Origin of the sequence: Streptomyces flavochromogenes, from assembly GCF_000717595.1 — a bacterium.
GTDB classification, from domain to species: domain Bacteria; phylum Actinomycetota; class Actinomycetes; order Streptomycetales; family Streptomycetaceae; genus Streptomyces; species Streptomyces flavochromogenes.
On the sequence record NZ_JNZO01000005.1, the window covers coordinates 170203 to 191433 of the forward strand.

The 21231-nt window shown below is 72.6% G+C and carries 19 protein-coding genes; 8 read left to right on the forward strand and 11 right to left on the reverse strand.

The window, feature by feature from the left end; translation table 11 throughout:
- Positions 1-43 precede the first annotated feature (43 nt).
- Together IF00_RS0107160 and IF00_RS0107165 are read right to left on the reverse strand one after the other, a co-directional pair.
- Positions 44-2239 (reverse strand): MMPL family transporter, encoded by a 2196-nt coding sequence (locus tag IF00_RS0107160; protein ID WP_030315448.1) that lies wholly within the window; start codon positions 2237-2239, stop codon positions 44-46.
- 104 nt (positions 2240-2343) lie between these two features.
- Positions 2344-2916 (reverse strand): TetR/AcrR family transcriptional regulator, encoded by a 573-nt coding sequence (locus IF00_RS0107165; RefSeq protein WP_030315451.1) that lies wholly within the window; start codon positions 2914-2916, stop codon positions 2344-2346.
- A 176-nt stretch (positions 2917-3092) separates the two neighbouring features.
- Here IF00_RS0107165 and IF00_RS0107170 point away from each other — a divergent pair, with 176 nt between their 5' ends.
- Positions 3093-6443 (forward strand): S41 family peptidase, encoded by a 3351-nt coding sequence (locus tag IF00_RS0107170; RefSeq protein WP_030315454.1) that lies wholly within the window; start codon positions 3093-3095, stop codon positions 6441-6443.
- A 73-nt stretch (positions 6444-6516) separates the two neighbouring features.
- On the opposite strand, the gene IF00_RS0107175 is transcribed toward IF00_RS0107170, so the two are convergent.
- The 5 genes from IF00_RS0107175 to IF00_RS0107195 all read right to left on the reverse strand — a co-directional run bounded on the left by IF00_RS0107175 (position 6517) and on the right by IF00_RS0107195 (position 10836).
- Entirely contained in the window at positions 6517-7023 is a 507-nt protein-coding gene (locus IF00_RS0107175) for a GNAT family N-acetyltransferase (RefSeq protein WP_030315455.1), read from the reverse strand.
- 124 nt (positions 7024-7147) lie between these two features.
- The gene (locus IF00_RS0107180; RefSeq protein ID WP_030315457.1) at positions 7148-7333 is read right to left on the reverse strand and encodes a hypothetical protein; all 186 of its coding nucleotides are present in this window, start codon (positions 7331-7333) and stop codon (positions 7148-7150) included.
- 154 nt (positions 7334-7487) lie between these two features.
- Entirely contained in the window at positions 7488-8378 is an 891-nt protein-coding gene (locus IF00_RS0107185) for an SDR family oxidoreductase (RefSeq protein WP_030315459.1), read from the reverse strand.
- Positions 8375-9280 (reverse strand): alpha/beta fold hydrolase, encoded by a 906-nt coding sequence (locus tag IF00_RS0107190; RefSeq protein WP_030315460.1) that lies wholly within the window; start codon positions 9278-9280, stop codon positions 8375-8377. Before IF00_RS0107190 ends, IF00_RS0107185 begins: the two co-directional genes overlap by 4 nt.
- On the reverse strand, positions 9277-10836 hold the full coding sequence (locus IF00_RS0107195; protein WP_030315462.1) for a flavin-containing monooxygenase: 1560 nt from the start codon (positions 10834-10836) through the stop codon (positions 9277-9279). The genes IF00_RS0107190 and IF00_RS0107195 overlap by 4 nt, the downstream gene beginning before the upstream one ends.
- A 350-nt stretch (positions 10837-11186) precedes the next feature.
- Here IF00_RS0107195 and IF00_RS0107200 point away from each other — a divergent pair, with 350 nt between their 5' ends.
- From IF00_RS0107200 to IF00_RS0107220, 5 genes are all read left to right on the forward strand, one after another.
- Entirely contained in the window at positions 11187-11807 is a 621-nt protein-coding gene (locus IF00_RS0107200; RefSeq protein WP_030315463.1) for a MerR family transcriptional regulator, read from the forward strand.
- Positions 11808-11925: 118 nt separating this feature from the next.
- On the forward strand, positions 11926-12543 hold the full coding sequence (locus tag IF00_RS0107205) for a hypothetical protein (RefSeq protein ID WP_030315465.1): 618 nt from the start codon (positions 11926-11928) through the stop codon (positions 12541-12543).
- 2 nt (positions 12544-12545) lie between these two features.
- Positions 12546-13889, forward strand: a complete 1344-nt coding sequence (locus IF00_RS0107210; protein ID WP_030315466.1) for a peptidoglycan-binding domain-containing protein — start codon at positions 12546-12548, stop codon at positions 13887-13889.
- A 92-nt stretch (positions 13890-13981) separates the two neighbouring features.
- Positions 13982-14704, forward strand: coding sequence for an ABC transporter ATP-binding protein (locus IF00_RS0107215; protein ID WP_030315468.1), 723 nt, complete (start codon positions 13982-13984; stop codon positions 14702-14704).
- On the forward strand, positions 14701-15906 hold the full coding sequence (locus IF00_RS0107220) for an ABC transporter permease (RefSeq protein ID WP_030315470.1): 1206 nt from the start codon (positions 14701-14703) through the stop codon (positions 15904-15906). Before IF00_RS0107215 ends, IF00_RS0107220 begins: the two co-directional genes overlap by 4 nt.
- A gap of 76 nt (positions 15907-15982) precedes the next feature.
- Here IF00_RS0107220 and IF00_RS0107225 read toward each other — a convergent pair whose 3' ends face one another.
- Positions 15983-16342, reverse strand: coding sequence for a hypothetical protein (locus IF00_RS0107225; RefSeq protein WP_030315472.1), 360 nt, complete (start codon positions 16340-16342; stop codon positions 15983-15985).
- Between the two features lie 357 nt (positions 16343-16699).
- Here IF00_RS0107225 and IF00_RS0107230 point away from each other — a divergent pair, with 357 nt between their 5' ends.
- Positions 16700-18382 carry a sensor histidine kinase gene (locus IF00_RS0107230; protein ID WP_051819945.1) on the forward strand — a complete coding sequence of 561 codons (1683 nt, stop codon included), beginning with the start codon at positions 16700-16702 and terminating at the stop codon, positions 18380-18382.
- Here the strand turns inward: IF00_RS0107230 and IF00_RS0107235 are convergent.
- Positions 18361-19053 carry a response regulator transcription factor gene (locus IF00_RS0107235; protein ID WP_030315480.1) on the reverse strand — a complete coding sequence of 231 codons (693 nt, stop codon included), beginning with the start codon at positions 19051-19053 and terminating at the stop codon, positions 18361-18363. The two genes, IF00_RS0107230 and IF00_RS0107235, sit on opposite strands and share 22 nt — an antisense overlap.
- A 145-nt stretch (positions 19054-19198) precedes the next feature.
- A complete protein-coding gene (locus IF00_RS0107240; protein WP_030315482.1) occupies positions 19199-20002 on the reverse strand; it encodes an exodeoxyribonuclease III in 804 nt (267 codons plus the stop codon).
- A gap of 50 nt (positions 20003-20052) precedes the next feature.
- Here IF00_RS0107240 and IF00_RS0107245 point away from each other — a divergent pair, with 50 nt between their 5' ends.
- Entirely contained in the window at positions 20053-20529 is a 477-nt protein-coding gene (locus tag IF00_RS0107245) for a GNAT family N-acetyltransferase (protein ID WP_030315486.1), read from the forward strand.
- A gap of 78 nt (positions 20530-20607) precedes the next feature.
- Here the strand turns inward: IF00_RS0107245 and IF00_RS0107250 are convergent, their stop codons facing one another.
- Complete coding sequence (locus tag IF00_RS0107250) at positions 20608-21219, reverse strand: hypothetical protein (RefSeq protein ID WP_030315487.1); 612 nt, start codon at positions 21217-21219, stop codon at positions 20608-20610.
- Positions 21220-21231: the final 12 nt, after the last annotated feature.

Sequence of the window (21231 nt, forward strand, 5' to 3'; positions counted from 1 at the left end):
GATCGAGCCCCGGGATCAGACCCTCGGGATCAGGCTCCGGGGATCAGACCTTCACGAGGTCCGGCTTCGAGCCGGGCGCCCCGTCCGCGGGAGTGTCCTTGGCGAGGCCCTCGCCCTCCACGTCCACGTTCGGCAGGATCCGGTCCAGCCACTTCGGCAGCCACCAGGCCTTGTGGCCGAGCAGCGCGAGGACGGCCGGGACGATCGCCATCCGGACCACGAAGGCGTCGAAGAGGACCGCGACGGCCAGGCCGAAGCCGATCATCTTGATCATCTGGTCCGTCATGCCGATGAAGCCGGAGAAGACCGCGATCATGATCACCGCGGCGGCGGTGACCACCCGGGCGCTGTGCTTGAAGCCGGTCACGATCGCCTCGCCGGGCCGCTCCCCGTGGACGTACGCCTCACGCATACGGGTGACGAGGAAGACCTCGTAGTCCATCGCGAGACCGAAGACGACACCCACCATGAAGATCGGCATCATCGACATGATCGGGCCGGTCTGCTCGACCCCGAAGAGGCTGCCGAGCCAGCCCCACTGGAAGACGGCGACGACCGCGCCGAGGGCCGCGACCACCGAGAGCAGGAAGCCGAGGGCCGCCTTCAGCGGGACGAGGATCGAGCGGAAGACCACGGTCAGGAGCAGGAAGGCCAGGCCGACGACGAGGGCCAGGTACGGCACCAGGGCGTCGTTCATCTTCTGCGAGAAGTCGATGTTCATCGCGGTGGCGCCGGTGACGAGGACGTCGTCGCCGGTGGCGTTCCGGATGTCGTGGACGAGGGTCTCGGTGGCGCCGGAGGACGGGCGGTCCTTCGGGACCACGGTGATCATCGCCGCGTCGCCGGCCTTGTTCGGGGTCGCCGGGGTGACGGCGGCCCAGCCCTGGAGGTCCTTGATGGTGGAGACCGTCTTGTCGGCGGTCGCCTTGTCGCCGTCCACGACGACGAGCAGCGGGCCGTTGAAGCCGGGTCCGAAGCCGTCCGAGAGGGCGTCGTAGGCCCGGCGCTCGGTGGTGGAGGTCGGCTTGACGCCGTCGTCCGGGAGGCCCATCTCCAGGGAGGCGGCGGGCAGCGCGATCGCGCCGAGGCCGAGCACGCCGATCAGCAGCACCATGACGGGGCGACGGATGACGAAGCGGGCCCAGCGGGTGCCGCCGTTCGGCTTCTCGCTCTTCGCGCTCCCGGTGGCGCCGCCCTCGGCACCGGCCTTCGCGGCCTTGCGCTGCTTGCGGCCGATGACCTTGTCGCCGGCGAAGCCGAGCAGGGCGGGGATCAGGGTGAGCGCGATCAGTACGGCGATCACGACCGTGCCCGCGGCGGCGAAGCCCATCTTCGTCAGCATCGGGATGTTGACGACGGCCAGGCCCACCAGGGCGATGACGACGGTGAGTCCGGCGAAGACGACGGCGGAGCCCGCCGTGCCGACCGCGCGGCCCGCGGCGTCCTCCTTCTCGCGGCCTTCGGCCAGCTCCGCGCGGTAGCGGGAGACGATGAAGAGGGCGTAGTCGATGCCGACCGCGAGGCCGATCATCATCGCGAGGGTGGAGGTGGTGGAGCCGAGGTCCAGGACGTTCGCGAGCGCGGTGATCGACGAGACGCCGATGCCGACGCCGATGATCGCCGTGAGCAGCGGAAGTCCGGCCGCGACGAGCGAACCGAAGGTCAGGACCAGGACGATGCCGGCGATGACGACGCCGACGATCTCGCCCGAGCCGGTCTCCGGCATGGTCTGGAGGGCGTCACCGCCGACCTCGACGGTCAGTCCCTTGCCCTGCGCGTTGTGTCCGGCCTGGGTCAGCGCCTCGCGCGTCTCGTCGGTCAGCTCCATCGCGTTGACCTTGTAGGCGACGGAGACGTAGGCGGTGGAGCCGTTCTGGGAGACGGCCTGCCCGGTGTACGGGTCGGTGACCGAGACGATCTGGTCCGAGCCGGACTTCAGGGCGGCGACGGTCTCCTCGACGACGGCCTTGTGCGCCGGGTCGGTCATCTTCTGGCCCTCGGGGGCCTTGAAGACGACGCGGGCGGTGGCTCCGTCGGCTCCGGCGCCCGGGAAGCGCTCTTCGAGCAGGTCGAAGGCGCGCTGGGCCTCGGTGCCGGGGATCGAGAAGGAGCTGGAGGTCGCGACGGGCGCGGTGGCGGCGCCGATCCCGGCGACCGCCAGGAGGGCCACCCACAGGAGGGCGACGAGCCGTCGGCGCCGGAAGGCGGAACGGCCCAACTTGTACAGGAACGTGGCCACGGGGGCGTACTCCCATTTCGTGGTGGGACAGGGCATGGGGAGCCGGCCCGACGGCGTGAGCGGTTCGACGTCAGGTGGAGCGGGCGGAGCGGGTGCTGCTGGGGTCAGACGCCGAGTGAGGGGAGCACGACGGCGTCGACGTACGCGCTGAGGAACGCGCGGTCGACCGGCTGATCGTCGATCAGCGGCCGGGCGATGAACGCACCGATCAACATGTGGGGGATGAGTTTCAGCGCCGGGTTCCCGGCGTCGACCTCACCCCTGCGGACCGCTCTGCGCAGCACTTCGTCGAGGCCGTTCATCTCGGGTTCGATGAGCAGCTCGCGCAGCGCCCGGTGCAGTTCGGGGTTGGTGTGGACGGCCTGGGCGAGGCCCCGCATCAGCGCGGAGTCCTTCTCCATCTGACAGTCGTCCGTCCGTGACATCAGTTCGTGGAAGTCGCCGCGCAGCGAGCCGGTGTCGATCTCGGAGAGATCGGCCGGCTTGTTGGCACGCAACGCCCTGGCGACCAGCTCGGGCTTGCTCCCCCACTGGCGGTAGAGGGTGGCCTTGCTGGAGTGGGTGCGGGCGGCGACGGCGTCCATGGTGAGGGCGTCGTAGCCGACCTCGCGGAGGAGGTCGAGCACGGCTCCGTGCAGCTCGGACTCACGCTCTGGGGTGAGCCTGCTGCGGGCCATGACCGGACTCCTGCCGAACGAAACGGTTTCGTACAGTACGAAGATACCCCCGCCTCCAGCGAAACGAAACCGTTTCGTACGTGTCCTGGGCCACACCGGAGCCGCGTCACGACAGGGAAGACGCCCGCAAGCACGTACGAGTTGCCACACCCCCTTCGCGCGGAAAGCATGAGGAGGTGAGTGACGACGTCGCGTATCTCCGTTTTCCGCACCTCCACGACGACCTGCTGTGCTTCGCCGCCGAGGACGATCTCTGGATCGCCCCGCTCGTCCCCGAGGGCGACCGCCCCGGCCGGGCCTGGCGGCTCACCGTCGACCGGACGCGGGTCGGCCACCCGCGCTTCTCGCCGGACGGCCGGCAGATCGCGTACACGAACTGGCGCAGCCTCGACCCAGAGATCCATCTCGTCCCCATCGAAGGCGGGGCCGCCCGGCGGCTCACCTTCTGGGGCTCGACCGACACCCGCGTCTGCGGCTGGACACCCCCCGACAAGGACGGCCGCTCGGACATCCTCGCCGTCTCCTCGCACGGGCAGCCCTTCTCGTACTTCTCCTGGGCATACAACGTCCCCACCGACGGCTCCCCCGGCCTCCGCCTCCCCTGGGGCCCGGTCTCCGACATCGCCGTCACCGAGCAGTTCGCCGACAGGAAGGCAGACGGGACGGCCGGCAAGGGAGCCGGTGAGGGACAGGAGGCCGAGCGCCGCACCCTCCTCCTCACCGGGAAGCCGCCCCATGAGCCGGCCGCCTGGAAGCGCTACCTCGGCGGCGCCACCGGCCGCCTCTGGCTGCACGGCGAGCGGCTGCTCGCCGACATCGGCGGCCACATCGACTGTCCGATGGCCGTCGACGGCCGGGTCGCGTTCCTCTCCGACCACGAGGGCGTCGGCAACCTCTACTCCTGTCTGCCCGACGGCACCGACCTGCTCCGGCACACCGACCACGACGCGTTCTACGCCCGGCACGCCTCCAGCGACGGACGCCGGGTCGTCTACCAGTGCGCCGGCGACCTGTGGATCGTCGACGCCCTCACCGCCGGCTCCCGCCCCCGGAGACTGGAGGTCCGGCTCGGCGGCCAACGCGTCGGCCGGCGCCCGTACCAGGTGCCCGCCGCCCACCACGTCGACGCCGTCTCCGTCGACGAGACCGGCCGGGCAAGCGCCGTCTCCGTACGCGGCAGCCTCTACTGGCTGACCCACCGCGACGGCCCGGCCCGCACGATCGTCGACACCCCGGGCGTCCGCGTCAGGCTGCCCGAGATGCTGGGCAGCGGCGGCCAGGTCGCGTACGTCACCGACGCCGAGGGCGAGGACGCCGTCGAGGTCGCCTACCTGCCGCGCGCCAGCGGCGACCGGCCGCCCCGCCGCCTCGCCTCGGGCGAACTCGGACGGGTCGAGGAACTCGTCGCCGACTCGGACGGCGAACGGCTCGCCATCGCCTCCCACGACGGCCGGCTGCTCCTCCTCGACGCCACCGAGGACTCTGGGGGAGGCGAGGTCACCGAACTCATCCGGTCCGTCAACGGCCCCGTCCGCGACCTGGCCTTCTCCCCCGACGGCGGCTGGCTCACCTGGTCGCACCCGGGCATCGGCCGCTCCCTGCGCTCGATCAAGATGGCCCGGATCTCCGGCCCCGGCGCCCGGACCGTCGTCGACGTCACCAACGGGCGCTTCGAGGACGAGAACCCCGTCTTCACCCGGGACGGCCGCTACCTCGCCTTCCTGTCCTGGCGCGGCTTCGACCCGGTGTACGACGTGCACACCGGCGACCTGTCGTTCCCGCTCGGCTGCCGCCCCTACCTGGTCCCCCTCTCCTCTGCGACCCCCTCGCCGTTCGCGCTGCTCCCCGACGGGCGCCCGGCCGCCGGCGGTCTGGACCCGGCCGACGACGACACGGAGGCGACCGCCGACGGCACGGTCACCGTCGAGATCGAGGGACTCCCCGACCGGGTCACCCCCTTCCCGGTCGCCGCCTCCAAGTACTCCGCCCTGCACCCGGTGAGCGGCGGCGGCCTGGTCTGGCTGCGCTGGCCCATCTCGGGCGCGCTCGGCGAGACCTTCGCCAACCCGACCGACACCTCGGGCAAGCCCACCCTGGAGCACTTCTCCATCACCAAGGCCCGCAAGAGCGAACTCGCCAAGGACCTCGACTGGTTCGCGGTCAGCGGCGACGGCTCCCGGCTCGTCGTCGCCGACGAGGGCGACCTGCGGGCCGTGCCCGCCACCGAGTCCGGGGACGGCGACTCCACCGTCTACCTGGACCTGCGGCGCATCCTCCACGAGGTCGAACCGGGCGCCGAGTGGCGGCAGGCCTTCGACGAGGCGGGCCGGATCGTCCGCGCCTACTTCTGGGAGCCCGACATGGGCGGGGTCGACTGGACGGCGGTCCTCGACCAGTACCGGCCGCTCGTCGAACGGGTCGCCTCCCCCGACGAGTTCGCCGACCTGCTCCGCGAGGTCCTCGGCGAACTGGGCACCTCCCACGCGTACGTCACCCCCGCCCGCCGCAACGAGGGGCCCCCGCACTACCAGCGGCCGATGGGCCTCCTCGGCGCCAACCTCGTGCCCCGCGAGGCCGGCTGGACGGTGAAGCGCATCCTGCCCGGCGAGTCCTCCGACTCCAAGGCCCGCTCCCCGCTCGCCGGCACGGGCATCCGCGAGGGCGCGGTCCTCACCCATGTCGACGGCCGGCCCGTGGACCCGGTCTCCGGCCCGTACCCGCTGCTCTCCGGCACCGGCGGCACCACCGTCGAGCTCACCTTCACCCCCGCCGAGGGCGAGGGCCGGGCCCGCCGCGTCGCCGTCGTCCCGCTGATCGACGAACGTCCGCTGCGCTACCAGGACTGGGTGGCCAAACGCCGGGCGGTGGTACGGGAGGTCAGCGGCGGCCGCTGCGGCTACCTCCACATCCCCGACATGGGCGGCTCGGGCTGGGCCCAGTTCAACCGCGACCTGCGCATGGAGGTCTCCCGGCCGGCCCTCATCGTCGACGTACGGGGCAACGCCGGCGGCAACATCAGCGAGCTCGTCATAGAGAAACTCACCCGCAGGATCCTCGGCTGGGACCTCACCCGCAACGCCCAGCCCGTCGCGTACGCCTCCAACGCCCCGCGCGGCCCGGTGGTCGCCCTCGCCGACGAGGCCACCTCCTCCGACGGCGACATGATCACCGCCGCGTTCAAGCTCCTCGGCCTGGGGCCCGTCGTCGGCCAGCGCACCTGGGGCGGAGTCGTCGGCATGACCGGCCGCCACCGCCTCGGCGACGGCACCCAGATCACGGTCCCGATGAACGCGGCCTGGTTCCCCGAGTACGGCTGGTCCCTGGAGAACCACGGCGTCGAACCGGACCTCGCCGTCCTGCGCACCCCCCTCGACTGGGCGGAGGGCCGGCACGGCCAGCTCGACGACGCGGTCGAGGTGGCCCTCGCCCTCCTCGCGGAGACCCCGGCGGCGAGCCCCCCGGGCTACGTGGACCTCCCAGACCGCTCCCGCCCGAAACTGCCGCCGCGAGCGACGGACGAGGAGTGAGCGGACAGACCCCGAGGGGTGGCTCGTCGATCGGGCCGGAGCCGCGAGCCCGGCATGATCGGCAGGACGGGCCCTAGGCGGCGCTCCGTCCCACGCCGTCGGCCAGGTCCAGCTCGTACGACGTCCCCGCCCGCCCGTCGAGCGTCACGCTCCCGACCGCACCGAACCCGACGCGCCCCAGCACGACCCTCGACCCGTCGTTGTCGAGGGTCGTGACGGCGGTCAGCCGGCTGAGCCCGTACTCCTCACGCGCCAGCCGGCACACCTCCCGCACCCCGGCCGTCGCCACGCCCCGCCCGGTCGCCCTCTCGGCCACCCGGTACCCCAGCTCGGCGGCCCCGTCGGCGACGTCGACGAGGTTGAACCGCCCGAGGATCTCGCCGCCCTCCCCCACGAGCACATGGAAGTGGATCCCCCCGGCCTCCTGCTCGTCGAGCAGCGCCCGGTGCCGCTCCTCGAAGTCGGTGAAGTACGCGTCCCCCCGGTCGGGCACGGACGCGGCGAAGTACCCCCGGTTCTCCCGCTCGAAGGCGAGCAGGGCGGGGGCGTGATCGGATCGCAGTCGCTCAAGTACGGCCATGGGCGCCACCGTACGAAGATCCGGCGCCCGGTGCGTACGACTTTTCGGCCCGTCGTGATCACACGCGCGGAGGCGCACCCGGCATACCGGGTGCGCCTCGCTCGACACAGCACGCGAAGGCGTGTCAGGCGTCGTAGTCCTGGTCGAGACGGTCCTGGGCGTCCTGCTGGACCCTGCGCGTCTCGTCGTCGGGGCGGCCACGGCCCTGGGAGGCGCGCGAGGACGCCTCGTCCTTCGCCTTGCCCATGGCCTGCTTGGCCTGCTGCTTCAGCTGCTCCGACTTGTCCTTGAACTGTTCTGCCTTGCCCATGAACGTTCACTCCTAGACGGGTGAGAGGGGGACGGAGGCGATGTACCTCCTGAACCTCGACCAGCCTTGCATGAGCGAACATTCCACGCATTTCGATCAGTTACGGACAGCTACCGCGCGACGGGGTCCCTCCCGCCGCGCGGCCGCGGCCCCGTCAGCGCGCCGTCGAACCGCCCGTCCGCGCCTCCTCGTCGGCGGCGCCGCCCGCGCCCACCAGACCCTTGGAGACCGAGCCGAGGCGCGGCTCGAAGCGCTTCATCTCGCGCTTCCCGACGGTCGCGATCATCCCCGGCAGATAGCCGCGGACCGATTGCATCCCGCGCAGCCACCACTGGGCGTAGACGTGCGGGGAGCGGCGCTCGATGCCCGCGACGATCCGGTCGACGGCCGGGCCGAGGGGGTACGTGCGGTTCGCCGGCCACGGCAGCCGCTGCCGCAGCTCCTTCATCACGTCGTCCTGGTCGGCACCCCGCACCATGTCGGTGTCGGTCCAGGACAGATAGCCGACGCCGACCTTCACGCCCTTGTACGCGACCTCGGCGCGCAGGCTGTGCGCGAAGGCCTCGACGCCCGACTTGGACGCGCAGTACGCCGTCATCATCGGGGCGGGGGTGATCGCGGCGAGCGAGGCGATCTGCAGGAAGTACCCCCGCGACTCCATGAGGACCGGCAGGAACGCCCGTCCCGTCACCGCGCCGCCGATCAGGTTGACCTCGATGACCCGCCGCCAGGCGGCCGGGTCGGACTCCACGAAGGGGCCGCCGGCCGCGACGCCGGCGTTGGCGACGACGATGTCGACCTTCCCGAACCGTTCCTTCACCTCGGCCGCGACCCTGGCCATCGCCTCGTGGTCGGTGACGTCGGCGTGCCACCAGTCGGCCTCGGTGTGCAGCCGCCCGGCGACCTCCTTGAGCTGCTCCGGCTCCAGGCCGACGAGCGCGATCCTCGCGCCGCGCGCGGACAGCTTGCGGGCGAGGAGCTCCCCGACGCCGCGGGCACCTCCGGTGACGACCGCGACCTGTCCTTCCAGGCTCACCCGGCTCATGCCTTCTCCTTCACTTCCAGGTACGTGTCGGTCAGTTCACGGATCCGCGTCGTGACGGCCTCGGGGGCCTCCACGGGTGTCATATGCCCCATACCCGCCAGTTCGTGCAGCCCCACACACTGCGGAAGGGCCTCGGCCATGGCGCGGGAGTGGACGGGCGGGGTGAGCCGGTCGGCGGTGCCGACGACGACCGCGACGGGCAGGTCGAGCGCCCGCAGGCCCGCCTGGAGGTCGAGCTCGGAGAGGACCCTGGACCAGCCGACGCGGGCCCCTCGCGGACAGGCGTGCACGATCCGGGCGCAGGCGTCGACCCGCTCGGGCGCCGAACCGGGGCCCATCGTCGCGTACTTGAGGATCTTCTTCGAGACGGCGTTGACGGGCCCGAGCGGCGCCTTCGCGCCCAGGACGCCCCGGGTCAGCCGGGTGCGCCGCTCGCTCGGCCGGCCCGGTACGACGGTGGCCTCGGCGGTGAGCCGCGAGGGCCCGGTGGAGCAGAGCAGCGCGGCCGCCGCGTGCTCCCGGAAGCCCGGCCGGTCGGCCGCGGCCATCAGGGTCATGCCGCCCATGGAGTGACCGGCGAGGACGGCCTTCTCGCCGGGGACGAGGGTGCTCGCGAGGACCGCTTCGAGGTCGTCGGCGAGCGCCCGGGTGGCGTATCCGGAGGGCCCGGCGGGAGCCGGGGACCTGCCGTGGCCGCGCTGGTCGTAGGCGATGACCCGGTGGTCGGCGGCGAGGGCCCGTATCTGCTCGGCCCAGAAGGCGATCGAGCAGGTCCAGCCGTGGGCGAGGACGACGACGGGCGCGCCCTCGGGGCCGTACACCTCGACGTGGATCCGGGCGCCGTCGGCGGAGACGGCGGTGAGTTCGCGGGACGAGGTCAGCGAGGTCAGGTGCCGGCTCACTTGGCGGTCTCCTTCCTGCGGGAGGCGCCGCGGGCCTCGGCCGTGGCGGACTCGGCGGGCTTCACCGGCTTCGGCGCGCGGACGACCTCGTACTCGGAGAGGTCGACCTGCCGGGTCTCGCGCCGGAACTCGCCGGTCGTGCCCGGCCACAGCGTGGTGTTGCGCCCGTTGGCGTCGAGGTACCAGCTCTCGCAGCCGCCCGCCTTCCAGACCGTCCGCTCCATCCGGGCCTGCACCTTGCGGTTCCAGGCGCCGACGGCGGAGGGCCGGACGGCGAGGGCGGCGCGGCCGCCCGGCCCAGAGGAGGTGAGCAGAGCCAGTTGGCGCAGGTAGTCGGCCATGTAGTTCAGCTGGGACTCGATCATCAGGATCATCGAGGAGTTCCCGAGGCCCGTGTTGGGGCCGATGACGGTCATGAAGTTGGGGAATCCGGCGGCGGTGGCGCCGCGCAGCGCCTCCATGCCGCCCTTCCAGGTCTCGGCGAGCGTCTTCCCCTCGGCACCGACGACGCGCTCGGCGATCGGCATGTCGGTGACGTGGAAGCCGGTGCCGAAGACGATCGCGTCGACCTCGGTCTCGGTGCCGTCGGCGGCGACCACGGTCGAGCCGCGGACCTCGCGCAGGCCGGAGGCGACGACGTCGACGTTGGGCTGCGCGATCGCCGGGTAGTACGTGCTGGAGAGCAGGATGCGCTTGCAGCCGATGCGGTACGAGGGCGTCAGCTTGGCCCGCAGGACCGGGTCCTTGACGGACTTGGCGATGTTGGCCTTGGCGAGCTTCTCGATGAGTCCGAGCTCGTTCGGGTGCTTGGTGAAGGCGCCGACCTGGAGTTCGCGGATGCCCCAGAGGAGCCCGCGGCGCAGGGTGCCGGTGACGGGCAGGGCGCGGTGGAGCCAGCGCTCGGGGCCGCTGATGGCCCGGTCCATGCGGCGCATGACCCACGGGGGCGTGCGCTGGAAGAGGGTCAGCTTCCCGACCTGCGGCTGGATCGCGGGCACGATCTGGATGGCGGAGGCGCCGGTGCCGATCATGGCGACGCGCTTGCCGGTGAGGTCGTAGTCGTGGTCCCAGCGGGCCGAGTGGAAGACCTTGCCGGGGAAGTCGGCGATCCCGGGGATGTCCGGGATCTTGGGGTCGGAGAGCGGTCCGGTGGCGGAGACGACGACCTCGGCGCTGAAGGAGCCGGCGCTGGTCTCGATCTCCCAGCGGAGCGCCTCGGCGTCCCACTCCATCCGTACGACCTCGTGGTTCAGTCGCAGGTGGGGGCGGATACCGAAGGTGTCCGTGACGTGCTCCAGGTACGCGCGGATGTGGCGCTGTCCGGAGAAGGTCCGCGGCCAGTCGGGGTTGGGCGCGAAGGAGAAGGAGTAGAGGTGGGAGGGGACGTCGCAGGCGCAGCCGGGGTAGCTGTTGTCCCGCCACGTGCCGCCCACGGAGTCGGCCCGCTCCAGGACCACGAAGTCGGTGATCCCCTCGCGGCGGAGCCGGACGGCGGCGCCGAGGCCACCGAATCCCGATCCGATCACCGCCACACGTACCTGCTCGTGCTTCGCCATGCCGCCTCCCGCGTGCCCGGCCAATCACGCCAGCAATCACTGGCACAGTCGGGACTGTAGAGCAGCTCCATACCGAGCGGTAGGGGTCGGGCGAGGGAAAGTTACCGGCGGTACAACATAGGCTGGCGTCCGTGGCTGAAGGATCAGGCAAAGGGACAGGCGAAGGATCAGGACCCGACACGGTGACACACGAGGGTGCACGCGAGGACCGGCGGACCGGCACGGGCGGCGGCCCGCACCAGGTCACGCCCGAGCCCGAGGGCACGCGCGAGCCCGAGGGCGTACCCGGGCCCGAGGGCGTACCCGGGCCCGAGGGCGCGCCCGAGCCCGAGGGCATACGCGAGTACCGCATGGAGGAGCTGGCGGCCGCCGCCGGCATCACCGTGCGCACCCTGCGCTTCTACCGCGAGCGCGGCCTGATCCCCCCGCCCCGCCGCGAAGGCCGGATCGCCTGGTACGACGAGCACCACCTGGCCCGGCTGCGCACGATCGCCGCCCTCCTGGAGCGCGGCCACACCCTCAACGGCATCGCCGACCTCACCACCGCCTTCGAGAGCGGCCGCAACGTCCGCGAGGTGCTGGCCCTCGGCGCGCCCAGCGAGGAGGAGCCGGTCCGCCTCACCCCCGGGGAACTCGCCGACCACTTCGCCGGCGAGGTCACCCCGGAGAACCTCGCCGCCGCCCTGGACCTCGGCTACCTCGTCACCGACGGCGAGGAGATCATCCACATCAGCCGCCGGCTGCTCGACGTCTCCGCCGCCCTCGTCCGCGAGGGCGTCCCGCTCGCCGAGGTCCTCAAGGCCGGCGCCCGCGTCCGCGAGCACGCCGACGCCCTCGCCGAGCTCTTCACCGACCTGCTGCGCACCCACGCGGCCGAGGACGACCTGTGGCGGCTGCGCCCGCTCGCGAAGAGCGTGGTGGAGGCGGAGCTGTCGATGGCACTCGACCGTCGGCTGCGGGAGACCCCGTGACACCGGGCGCATGATCGACTGACAGGTTCTTCAAAAGTTCTTCATCACCTCCCCCTTACGGTCGGCCTGCCCGGCGACGCACTCGCGGCCGGGCCCGACAGGAGGAGCGGGAGAGCCGATGAGGACGAACCGGGTACTGCTCGCGGCGGCGGTGTCGGTCGTGGCACTGGCGCTGACCGGCTGCGGCACCGACGACGCCCCGAAGGTCCCGGCAGCCGGCGGCGACCCGGCCGCGTCGGCGGGGGCGACCGGCGGCGGGGAGAGCGGCGGCGGGGCGGGCGGCAAGGACGTGCTCGCCACGTACGTCGAGGGCAAGCGCGCCTGGGTGGCGTGCATGCGCGAGCACGGGGTCGAGATGAACGACCCGGACGACAAGGGCCAGATCGACTTCGGCGACGGCGACGCCGCGCGGAACATGAAGAAGAACCCGAAGTTCGAGACGGCGACCAAGGCATGCGAGTCCGTCAACCCGCCCATGCCCGAGGGGCTCGAAGAGCTCGTCAACCCCCGGCCCGAGCTCACCGCCGAGCAGATCAAGGCCGCCCGTGACTACGCCGCCTGCATGCAGAAGAACGGCGCTCCCGACTACCCGGACCCGGGCCCCGACGGCTACCCGGAGAACGACAACTCCGGCGTCTCCCCGTGGGACCAGAGCTCGGCCGGTGCCCAGCGCGCGACCCGCCTCTGCGCGCCGATCAGCGGCAACCCGACCGGCCGGCCCCCGGCCAAGGGCTGACGATGACCGAGACGGTGACGCAGCACGACGGGACGGCGGGGGCGGGGAGGACGCCGGACGGCACGGAAGACCCGGAGTCGCGTCCGCCGCGTGGCCGGCGGGGCAGGCGTACGGCACTGATCGTCTCGGCCGTGGTCGTCGTCGCGGCGGTGGCCGCCATCGGCGCGCTCGGCCTCGGCGGCGGCCCGGAGGAGAGAACGGCCGCGCCGCCCCGGTCGGGCTCGACGGTCCCGGTGACCCGCGCCACGCTCACCGAACGCACTTCGGTGGACGGCCAGCTGGGTTACGGCGCCGAACTCCCGCTGCCGGTCAAGGCGACCGGCACGGTGACCTGGCTGCCCGAGCCGGGCGCGTTCGTCGAGCGGGGCGGTGAACTGCTCCGGGTCGACGACCGGCCGGTCACCCTGCTGTACGGGTCGCTGCCGATGTACCGGCCGCTCGGGCTGACGGCCCAGGAGGACGGGGCGGGCGGCGCGGACGCCGACCCGCCCGGCTCCTCCGGCCCTTCCGGCTCCTCCGGCTCCTCCGGCGAAGACCGGACCAAGGGCGGGGCCGGCCGGACGGCCCCGACTCCCTCCGGTTCTCCGGCGCCGGGGGGCGCCGGAGCCGGAGGGAACGCCTCCCGGGCCCCGCGCGAGCTGCGCGGCATGGACGTCATGCAGTTCGAGACCAACCTCGCCGCACTCGGCCACACCGGATTCACCGTGGACGAGAGGTTCACCTCCGGCACCGAAGCAGCCGTCAAACGCTGGCAGAAGTCCCTGGGGATACCGCAGACCGGCACCGTCGCCGTCGGGGACGTCATCTACTCGCCCGGCCGGGTCCGGATCGGGCAGCCCGGCGTCCGGCTCGGCGCGGCCGTCGGCGAGAACACCCTCACGTACACCGGCTCGTCCCGGAAGGTCGTCGTCAACGCCTCCGCCGCGGACGCCGCCTGGGCCGTACGCGGCGCCGCCGTCACCATCGGGCTGCCCGACGGCACACCGGTCAAGGGCGAGGTGACCGCGATCGGCAGACAGGCCACCGCCCCCGGCGGCGGTGGCGAGGGCGGCTCCGGCCAGGGCGGCGCGGCCGCCACGATTCCGGTGACCGTAGCCATCAAGGACCAGAAGGCGGTGGGCCGGCTGGAGAGCGGGCCGGTGACGGTCGAGTACGTGGGGCGTGAGGTCAAGGACGTACTGACCGTCCCGGTCGCCGCACTCGTCGCGCTCGCCGAGGGCGGGCACGGCCTGGAGACCCCGGACGGCCGGTTCGTCGCCGTGAAGACCGGTCTCTTCGCCGACGGCAAGGTGGAAGTGAGCGGCAGCGCCGTGCGCGAGGGCATGAAGGTGAGGATCCCGGAGTGAGCGACGGCGACGGCACGCCCGAAGAGGCCCCGACGGAGCGGGAGTTCGATGCCGCCCGGCAGCACAGGGCGGTCGGACGGTACGACACGGCCATGAATCCCGGCACGATCGTGGACGTCGACGCGGTCGTGGAGTTCGACGCGGTCTCCAAGACCTACCCCGGCGGGGTGGCGGCGGTCCGGGACGTCAGCCTGCGCATCGCCCGCGGCGAACTGGCCGCGATCGTCGGCCCCTCGGGCTCCGGCAAGTCCAGCATGCTCCATCTGATGGGCAGTCTCGACCGCCCCACCTCGGGACGGGTCCTCGTCGACGGCCACGATGTGGCGAAGCTGACCGACCGGGAGGTGTCCGCGCTGCGGGCGACCCGGATCGGCTTCGTCTTCCAGCAGTTCCACCTCGCGGTCGGCGTCCCGGTCCTGGACTCGGTCGCCGACGGCCTGCTGTACGCCGGTGTCCCGCTGCGCCGGCGCCGCGCCAGGGCGGCCGCCGCCCTGGACCGGGTCGGCCTCGGCCACCGCGTCCACCACCTGCCGCACCAGCTCTCCGGCGGCGAGCGCCAGCGCGTCGCGGTGGCCCGCGCGGTCGTCGGGGAGCCGTCGGTGCTGCTCGCCGACGAACCCACCGGCAACCTCGACTCGGTCTCCGGCGCGGCCGTCCTCACCCTGCTGCGCGAGCTGAACGCGGCCGGCACCACCGTCGTCGTCATCACCCACGACCGCGAGATCGCCGCCGAACTGCCGCGCCGCATCGAGATGCGCGACGGCCGCGTGGTCGCCGACACGGCCCGGACGACGACGATCGGGGCCCCTCGATGACGCGCTCCTCCCGCTCCGGACTCCGCGCCGCCCGGCTCGGCCCCGCCGATGTCGTACGGCTCGGCGGTACCGGCCTGCGCACCCGCCCCCTCCGGGTCTTCCTCTCCGCCCTCGGCATCGCCATCGGCGTCGCCGCGATGATCGCGGTGGTCGGCATCTCCGGCTCCGGGCAGGCCGAGGTGGACCGCAGACTCGACGCCCTCGGTACGAACCTGCTGCGGGTCGCCCCCGGTGAGACCGTCGCCGGCGACAAGGCCCGCCTCCCCGCCGAGTCCGTGGCGATGATCCGCCGCATACCGCCGGTCCAGCAGGTCGCCGCCACCGGTGCGACCGGCGCGAACGTCTACCGCAACGAACGGATCGCGGCGGGCCGGACCGGCTCCCTCGCCGTCCTCGCGGCCGGCTCCGACCTGCTGCCGGCCGTCGGCGGCCAGGTCCGCAAGGGCCGGTGGCTGGACGCGGCGACGGAGAAGTATCCGGCGGTCGTGCTCGGCGCCACCGCCGCGCAACGGCTCGACCTGTACACCCCCGGCACCCGGGTCTGGCTCGGCGGGCGCTGGTTCTCGCTGATCGGCGTCCTCGACCCGGTCCCGCTCGCGCCGGAGATCGACGGCGCCGCCCTCGTCGGCTGGCCGGCGGCCCGGACGTACCTTCGCTTCGACGGCCATCCGTCGACGGTCTACGTACGGGCCGCGGACAGCCGGATCGCCGCGGTACGGGCGGTCCTGCCGGCCACCGCGCACCCGGCGAAGCCGGGCGAGGTCCAGATATCCCGGCCCTCCGACGCCCTCGCCGCCCGCGAGGCCACCGAGTCGGCGCTCACCGGACTACTGCTCGGCCTCGGCGGCGTGGCCCTCCTCGTCGGCGGGGTCGGCGTCGGCAACACCATGGTCATCTCGGTCCTGGAGCGCCGCCCGGAGATCGGCCTGCGCCGGGCACTGGGCGCCACCCGGGGCCAGATCCGCACCCAGTTCGTCACGGAGTCCCTGCTGCTGTCCCTGATCGGAGGCCTCGGCGGCACGGTCCTCGGCACCCTGATCACGGCCGGCTACGCCACCAGCCGCGCGTGGCCGACGGTCGTCCCGGTCTGGGCGAGCGCGGCGGGCGTCGCCTGCACGCTCGGCATCGGCATGCTCGCGGGCCTGTACCCGGCGGTCCGCGCGAGCCGTCTGTCCCCGACAGAGGCTCTGGCGGGCACGTGAGCCGGGCCCGGCGTACGCGTCGGGGGCGGCCCCCCGGTGAGAGACCGCCCCCGACCGTCGTTCCCGCTCCTACGGACTAGAAGCCGCAGTAGACCAGGCTGCCGCCGTCGCTGAGCAGGTCGTCACGGATCCAGCCGCTGACACCCGTCGCGTCGTTGCGCACGAAGGTCCACGTCTCGGAGGAGCTCCCGATCCGGGTGTAGCAGTGGTAGTCGAGCAGATGGGTGTTGTACGCGATGCCGTTGATACCGCACCCCGTGCTGGAGCCGCTGCGCTGGTTGGCCCCGTCAGCCGTCTTGTTCCACGTGCTGCCGTCCTTGTCCGCGACCGTCTTGCCGCAGGCGGCGCCCGCGAAGGCCGGAGCGGCGGTGGTCATCGGAATGGCCACCGCGGCCATCGCGACGACGGGAAGGAGCGCTGCAATTCGACGCTTCATTCGAACCCCCAATGGTGTCGTTTTGCCTGCGCCGCTCACGCCGCCCCGAAAGGCACCGGGCGAAAGCGACGACCGCCGAGTCCGATGGGAGGACCCGAGCGGCGTAAGTACCCTCGTAGGCCACCCCGAAGTGAAGAAAGCATTCCGGCAACGACTGACCGAAACCGCTTGCCATGCGTCCTGAAATTCGCGAGCGGGAATTCGCCATAACGACATCGGAATGGCCGGGCCCGCCCTTCCCTCACTCCGCCGACACCCGTTCGCCCAGAGGCATCCCGTAGTTTGGCGGATCCCGCCGCAGACCCAAGGAGTCCCGTTGCGCCCACGTGCCCCACAGGTCCCGGAGGGTGGGACCCGATGAGCTTCCGGTTCCGGGCGTTCGCCCTGCTCATGCTGGTCGCGCTGGCCGCCACCGCCGCCACCGCCTGGCTGACGCTGCGGCAGGCCAACCGCCAGGTCCAGGAGACCGTGACGGCCGGCCGGCAGGAGGTCTCGCGGATCACCGCCGAACTCCGTGCGTACGGCTTCACACATGGAACGTGGGAAGGGCTCTCCCCGACCGTCACCGAACTGGCGCAGGACACCGGCCAACGCATCCGGGTCGCCACCGAGACCGACGTGCTCCTCGCCGACTCCGACGCCCTCGCGGGCCGCGAACCCCGCGCGCTGACCGGCCAGCCGCCCGTCCTCGTCGACCCGCGCCCGGTCCTGCGCGTCCCCGACGGGCAGCTGCCCCGTACGGCCGTGAAGCAGACCACGAACGCCCTCGCCCGCTACCGCGCCGCCGTCGCGTACGCGGCCTGCCTCACGGCCGCGGGCGCCGAGCCGACAGCCCGGCCGGACGAGCTCGGCATCCCCCTCGTCGACACCGACCGCCGGCCCGCCCGGTGCCCGGAGCCCGCCGCCGAGTCCGACCCGATGACCCAGGCCGACTCCGAGGCGCTGCGGGGCTGCGAGCGCGCGCGCCCCCTCGCCGCCTGCCTCCAGCGGGTCTTCGACGAGCGGTCCGGATCCGCCGCCCCGCCCCGCCTGGAGATCCACCTCGGCGTCCGCGACGAGTCCCCGCCCACCCTCGCCGCCGCGCCCACCGTCGCCGTCGCCGCCGGCGTCGCCCTCGCCGCCGTCCTCGCCGCCCTGCTGCTCGGCCGGGCCGTCCTGCGTCCGGTCCGTGCGATGACCGTGGCCGCCAAGGCGCTCGGCGAGGGCGACCTCGGGCGGCGGGTGCCCGTCACCGGACGGGACGAGATCGCCCAGCTCGGCGGAGCGTTCAACCGCATGGCCGGCTCCATCCAGGCCGGCGAGGAACGCCAGCGCCGCCTCACCGGCGACATCGCGCACGAGCTGCGCACCCCGCTGGCCAACCTCCGCGGCTATCTGGAGGCCCTGCGGGACGGGGTCGTCGAGCCGACGCCCGAACTGCTCGACTCCCTCCACGAGGAGGCCCTGCTCCAGCAGCGGATCGTCGACGACCTCCAGGACCTGGCCCTCGCCGAGGCCGGCGCGCTCACCTACCACCGCGCCGACGTCGACCTGCGCGACCTCCTGGGCGCCGCCCGCCGCGCGCACCGCGCGCGGGCCGAGGCGGCGGGCGTCGCACTGGAGGTCGCTGCGCCGAGCACCGTCTCCGTGCACGGCGACGCGGACCGGCTGCGCCAGGTCGTCGGCAACCTCGTCGGCAACGCGCTACGGGCCACCGCGCCGGGCGGCACCGTCACGCTTGCCCTGGTCCCGCACGGCGAGCTGGCGATCGTGGAGGTACGGGACACCGGCACGGGCATACCGGCCGAGGACCTGCCCCACCTCTTCGACCGCTTCTGGCGCGCGGACGCCTCGCGCGGCCGCGCCACCGGCGGCAGCGGTCTCGGCCTGTCCATCGCCCGCCAGATCGTCACGGACCACCGGGGCACCATCGCGGCGGAGAGCACGGTCGGCGTCGGCACGACGTTCAGAATCGTCCTGACGGCCCTGCCTGACCGGGAGCAGGACGAGCGGCGTCAGGAAGGGCGTGGGGACGGGCGTCAGCCGTCGGAGAGCCGGTAGCCCCTCCCGTACACGGTCTCGACGCACCGGGCGCCCTCGCCGCCGCCCGCGCGCTCCAGCTTGCGGCGCAGGTTCATCACATGGGCGTCCACGGTCCGTTCCAGCACGTCCCGGTCGAAGCCGAAGACCCGCTCGATGATCTGCGCCCGGCTGAAGACCCGGCCGGGCTCACGGGCCAGCGCCTCCAGGATGGAGAACTCCTTCGAGGTCAGCTCCACCGGCCGGCCCGCGACGCGGACCTCGAAGCGCGCGGTGTCGAGTTCCAGCGCGCCGACCCGCAGCACCGCGGACCCGTCCGCGCCGGCCTTCCTGGACCGGCGCAGCAGGGCCCGCACCCGGGCGGTCAGTTCGCGGGGGCTGTAGGGCTTGGTGAGGTAGTCGTCGGCGCCGAGGTCGAGGCCGAGGAGCATGTCCTCCTCGGTGGTGCGGGCGGTGAGCAGCAGAATCGGGACATCGGATTCGGTGCGCAGAATGCGGCAGACGTCGAGGCCGTCGACGAGCGGCAGCATCACATCCAGAACGATCAGATCCGGTTTTACCGACCGGGCCCGTTCCAGTGCCGCGCGGCCGTCCGCGACGACCTGCACGGCATTCCCTTCGCGTTCCAGATAAATCCGAATGAGCCGAGACTGTTTCACGTCGTCTTCGGCGACCAGAATGCGAGCGCTCAACGATTCTCCCCGACGCGACCGTGCCTGATCGCAGCACGGTAATACAGAAACGAACAGGCGACGGAGGGGCGGCTGAAATCAATCCCCCGCCCGCGGGCAGGCATCGCGCCACGACCGAGCGGCGGACGCGTCCGCCGCCGCTCCCCTACAGCCCGTAGACGGCCGTCACGGGCGCGTGGTCGCTCCACCGCTCGGCGTGGGTGGCGGCCCGCTCGACGTACGCCTTGACGGCCTTGGCGGCGAGCCCGGGGGTGGCGAGCTGGTAGTCGATGCGCCAGCCGCTGTCGTTGTCGAAGGCGCGGCCGCGGTAGGACCACCAGGAGTAGGGGCCCTCCTGCTCGGGGTGCAGGACGCGCACGACGTCCACGTACCCCCCGTCGCCCTCCTCCAGCACCTTCCCGAACCACTCCCGCTCCTCGGGGAGGAAGCCGGCGTTCTTCTTGTTGGCCTTCCAGTTCTTGAGGTCGGCCTCCTGGTGGGCGATGTTCCAGTCGCCACAGACGACGACCTCGCGGCCGTCGGCGGCGGACCGCTCCCGGAGTTCCTTCAGATACGGCAGGAACTCGCCCATGAACCGGTACTTCTCGTCCTGGCGCTCGGTGCCGACCTCACCGGAGGGCAGGTAGAGGCTGGCGACGGTGACGCCGGGCAGATCGGCCTCGACGTACCGGCCGCTGGTGTCGAACTCGCTCGACCCGAAGCCCACGCGCACCCGGTCCGGCTCGCGGCGCGTGTAGAGGGACACCCCGGCGCGCCCCTTGGCGGCGGCGGGCGCGTGGACGGTGAACCAGCCCTCGGGCGCCCGCACCTCCGGCGGCAGCTGCGCCTCCTCGGCGCGCACCTCCTGGAGGCAGACGGCGTCGGCGGAGGTCCCGCCGAGCCACTCGACGAACCCCTTCTTGGCGGCGGCACGGAGACCATTGACATTCACGGACGTCACAGTGAGCATCCCGGGAGAATACCGACACCCACCATCCGCATACATGTACGATACTCCGCATGAACATCCAGCCCACGCCCTACGACCACCCCCACGCCGTCGCACTCAACGACGCGGTCCAGGCGGAGTACGCCGTCCGCTACGGCGACGAGGGCGACGCCACACCGCTGGACGCCGGGATGTTCGTCCCTCCCCAGGGCCTCTACCTCCTCGCGTACGACCCCGAGGGCAGCCCGGTCGCCACGGGCGGCTGGCGCACCCAGGACAAGAACGACGAGGGCTACGAGAACGGCGACGCCGAACTCAAGCGCATGTACGTGATCCCCGAGGCCCGCGGCCTGGGCCTGGCCCGCCGCATCCTCTCCGCCCTGGAATCCGACGCCCGCGAGGCCGGCCGCACCCGCATGGTCCTCGAAACGGGCACGGCCCAGCCGGAGGCGATAGCGCTCTACACGTCGAGCGGCTACGCACCGTGCGCCAAGTTCGGCATGTACCGCGACTACGACAACAGCCGCTGCTTCGCGAAGCCGCTCTGAGCAGACTGATGCACCACGCCGCACGCGGAGGGGCGGGACGTCCGAGAACGTCCCGCCCCTCCTCTTTCGACCTGCCCGCTAGCTGAAGGTGAGCCGTTCGACCTTCCGACGTCCGTCGACTTCGACGGTCATCTCAAGCTCACCGACCGGGAGTTCGGCCAACGCGACGTAGTAGACGCCCCGCCCCTTCATCTCGGGCGCCAGGTTCCTGACGAACGTCCACTCGACGTCCTTCCCACCGAATCGGGCGGACGTCATCCGGCTGCCGGGCTCCGCCAGGAGCACGACCATCCAGCCTTCGCTCGCCGTGCCGGGCCCGAACACCGGCGCGAGGTGCGCGCCGGCCTTCGGGGCCACCCCGGACGGGTCGGCGCACCTCCGATGGTTGTACCCACCGGACGTGCCCACCTCCGCGAGGCACAGACGACGCCGGGACGTCTCCCAGAAGAACGTCGCGGAGGCGCCGTCGTGCACGACGTCGGAGATCCCGACGCCCGTGGGAGTCTCGCCGGCGGCCTCGGCCGCGGTGAGAGCCGTCTCCCTCAACTCCGCCGTCCGGTCGGCCGTCGGGGTGGCCGTCGAGGTGGCCGACGGCGAGACGCTCGCGGGAGAGCCGGTGGACCCGGTGGTCGGCGACTTCTCGGCACCGCACCCGAGGAGCAGGCCGGCTGCCAGGGAGAACGCGACCATGCGCGTGAGACA

Excerpts from the sequence above, each read along its gene's own strand:
- IF00_RS0107245 (WP_030315486.1), top strand. The coding sequence starts at position 20,053 with ATGAACATCCAGCCCACGCCCTACGACCACCCCCACGCCGTCGCACTC.
- IF00_RS0107175 (WP_030315455.1), bottom strand. The coding sequence starts at position 7,023 with ATGGCCGTACTTGAGCGACTGCGATCCGATCACGCCCCCGCCCTGCTC.
- IF00_RS0107195 (WP_030315462.1), bottom strand. The coding sequence starts at position 10,836 with ATGGCGAAGCACGAGCAGGTACGTGTGGCGGTGATCGGATCGGGATTC.
- IF00_RS0107240 (WP_030315482.1), bottom strand. The coding sequence starts at position 20,002 with ATGCTCACTGTGACGTCCGTGAATGTCAATGGTCTCCGTGCCGCCGCC.
- IF00_RS0107220 (WP_030315470.1), top strand. The coding sequence starts at position 14,701 with ATGACGCGCTCCTCCCGCTCCGGACTCCGCGCCGCCCGGCTCGGCCCC.
- IF00_RS0107165 (WP_030315451.1), bottom strand. The coding sequence starts at position 2,916 with ATGGCCCGCAGCAGGCTCACCCCAGAGCGTGAGTCCGAGCTGCACGGA.
- IF00_RS0107215 (WP_030315468.1), top strand. The coding sequence starts at position 13,982 with ATGAATCCCGGCACGATCGTGGACGTCGACGCGGTCGTGGAGTTCGAC.
- IF00_RS0107200 (WP_030315463.1), top strand. The coding sequence starts at position 11,187 with ATGGAGGAGCTGGCGGCCGCCGCCGGCATCACCGTGCGCACCCTGCGC.
- IF00_RS0107250 (WP_030315487.1), bottom strand. The coding sequence starts at position 21,219 with ATGGTCGCGTTCTCCCTGGCAGCCGGCCTGCTCCTCGGGTGCGGTGCC.
- IF00_RS0107185 (WP_030315459.1), bottom strand. The coding sequence starts at position 8,378 with ATGAGCCGGGTGAGCCTGGAAGGACAGGTCGCGGTCGTCACCGGAGGT.
- IF00_RS0107210 (WP_030315466.1), top strand. The coding sequence starts at position 12,546 with ATGACCGAGACGGTGACGCAGCACGACGGGACGGCGGGGGCGGGGAGG.
- IF00_RS0107230 (WP_051819945.1), top strand. The coding sequence starts at position 16,700 with ATGAGCTTCCGGTTCCGGGCGTTCGCCCTGCTCATGCTGGTCGCGCTG.
- IF00_RS0107205 (WP_030315465.1), top strand. The coding sequence starts at position 11,926 with ATGAGGACGAACCGGGTACTGCTCGCGGCGGCGGTGTCGGTCGTGGCA.
- IF00_RS0107180 (WP_030315457.1), bottom strand. The coding sequence starts at position 7,333 with ATGGGCAAGGCAGAACAGTTCAAGGACAAGTCGGAGCAGCTGAAGCAG.
- IF00_RS0107225 (WP_030315472.1), bottom strand. The coding sequence starts at position 16,342 with ATGAAGCGTCGAATTGCAGCGCTCCTTCCCGTCGTCGCGATGGCCGCG.